The organism is Bacillus hominis (assembly GCF_018332515.1).
Taxonomy (GTDB): Bacteria; Bacillota; Bacilli; order Bacillales; family Bacillaceae_G; genus Bacillus_A; species Bacillus_A hominis.
This window is the reverse complement of the sequence record NZ_BOQD01000415.1, coordinates 1-1,974: the sequence shown is the minus strand read 5'-3', so window position 1 is coordinate 1,974 and position 1,974 is coordinate 1. Positions and strand designations below refer to the sequence as shown.

Below are 1,974 nucleotides of genomic sequence, written 5' to 3'. Positions count from 1 at the left end.
AGAGTAAGAAGCAAGAAGATGCAAAAAAACTAGAAGAGAGTAAGAAGCAAGAAGAAGCGAAAAAGCTAGAAGAGAGTAAGAAGCAAGAAGAACAGAAGAGATAGGAATAGTAAGTAAAATACAGCAGCATTTCGGAAGAAATAAATACAATCATAAGACAAATAGGTGAGAGAGCCCTACTACTCACCTATTTGCTTTGTTTTTCTTATTTCACTATTCGTGGTATAAGACCTTTACCCAAAAATTTAACGAATGCGAGGAAGTTAGTTGGCAGCCCACCACTTGGTGAAGGTTAATAATCAGTGGGGATGGACTGGAAAACACTGATTAAAGTTTCACTTTATTTCTCGGTAACTTTCTGAAAAAAAAGAAAATTGTTGAGAAATAAAAATAATCAAAAAATATATTGTACTTATATAGTTTTGTTCGTTATAATGAACTTAAGGTTTTTGAAAAAGAACAAATATTAGCTAAGCTAATATAGTTTTAGTTACACCTCTTATTTTGAAATAAGAGATAAAATACAAAAAACAGCTAGGGGGAATTGATTGTGAGTCTGAAAAAGAAATTAGGTATGGGAGTTGCATCAGCGGCATTGGGGTTATCTTTAATTGGTGGAGGAACATTTGCATTCTTTAGTGATAAAGAAGTATCGAACAATACATTTGCAGCTGGGACGTTAGATCTTACATTAAACCCTAAAACGCTTGTAGATATTAAAGATTTAAAACCAGGGGATTCTGTTAAGAAAGAGTTCTTATTAAAGAACAGTGGTACGTTAGCAATTAAAGACGTTAAATTAGCGACAAAGTATACTGTGAAAGATGCAAATGGTAATAATGCTGGTGAAGACTTTGGTAAGCACATTAAGGTGAAATTCCTTTGGAACTGGGATAAACAAAGTGAGCCTGTATATGAAACAACTTTAGCTGATTTACAAAATGCTGATCCAGATCTTGTAGCAAAAGATATCTTTGCTCCTGAGTGGGGAGAAAAAGGTGGATTAGACGCTGGTACAGAGGATTACCTATGGGTACAATTTGTATTCGAAGATAATGGTCAAGATCAAAATATCTTCCAAGGCGATTCATTGGATTTAGAGTGGACATTCAATGCTAACCAAACAGCTGGCGAAGAAAAATAATAAATCAAAAAAGCGGGGATTCCCCGCTTTTTTTTATAAAGAAAAAAAGAAGTGCCCATTTTAAGCACTCTTTCATATGTATTATTGTTGATTTTTCTTCCATTGTGTAAATTCGAGAAATTCACGAAACTGTTCTTTTGAGACACCGGAGCTCATCGCATCTTTAACGAGTTGCGTCCATTCGGAGTCTAGATGACTTTCTGTTGTTGTTTCATCGTGAAGTAAAGTATCAACTGGAATTTGTAGAACAGCTGAAATTTTTTCAAGAAACTGAATGGAAGGGTTTTTTTGTAAATTCCGTTCTATAGAACTAATGTAAGATTTAGCTACACCAGCTTTTTCGGCGAGTTCTGTTAGTGAAATGCCTTTTTGTAAACGAAGGCGTTTTATACGTTCTCCTATCATATTTGCGCACCTTTCTATCAATATGTAGTCGTCTTATGATGTGATTATTATAACATAAACTTCGTTAAAAAGAACGAGGCCTATTGAGCCTGGCTCGTATGCTTCATACGTTGGAAAAAGTGTTCGATATCTTGCAGGGCAATGCCAGCATCTAGAGCCTCAAGTATTAAATCAATCCATTCTTGATCTAGTGAGTCAGCCTTATCTTTGTACAAATGTAATTCCTCCCTAATTATTGGTCATAATTGCTGCTACATAGTAGACGATAATTAACCAAATTTTATATTTTATGTGTCAAATTATCGAATATTGTGTAGATGAAACAAAGATAAAATCCCCATTAAATTCCCTCTATGGGAATTATAAGGTTTTTGTCAAAACTTTTCAATATTTTCTGAAAATATTGTTGAATTGTGATATATTCG

At 34.0% G+C, this 1,974-nt stretch carries 3 protein-coding genes; 1 reads left to right on the top strand and 2 read right to left on the bottom strand.

The annotated features are described in order from the left end of the window. Positions 1 to 550 precede the first annotated feature (550 nt). Positions 551 to 1,144, top strand: a complete 594-nt coding sequence (gene calY, locus KI356_RS25810) for a biofilm matrix protein CalY (RefSeq protein ID WP_128282215.1) — start codon at positions 551 to 553, stop codon at positions 1,142 to 1,144. An 81-nt stretch (positions 1,145 to 1,225) separates the two neighbouring features. Here calY and KI356_RS25805 read toward each other — a convergent pair whose 3' ends face one another. Together KI356_RS25805 and KI356_RS25800 are read right to left on the bottom strand one after the other, a co-directional pair. Continuing rightward, positions 1,226 to 1,549: a helix-turn-helix domain-containing protein gene (locus KI356_RS25805; RefSeq protein ID WP_002064339.1), complete on the bottom strand. Its 324-nt coding sequence runs from the start codon at positions 1,547 to 1,549 to the stop codon at positions 1,226 to 1,228. A gap of 80 nt (positions 1,550 to 1,629) precedes the next feature. Further along, positions 1,630 to 1,764 carry an anti-repressor SinI family protein gene (locus KI356_RS25800; protein WP_002011474.1) on the bottom strand — a complete coding sequence of 45 codons (135 nt, stop codon included), beginning with the start codon at positions 1,762 to 1,764 and terminating at the stop codon, positions 1,630 to 1,632. Between the last annotated feature and the right edge of the window lie 210 nt (positions 1,765 to 1,974).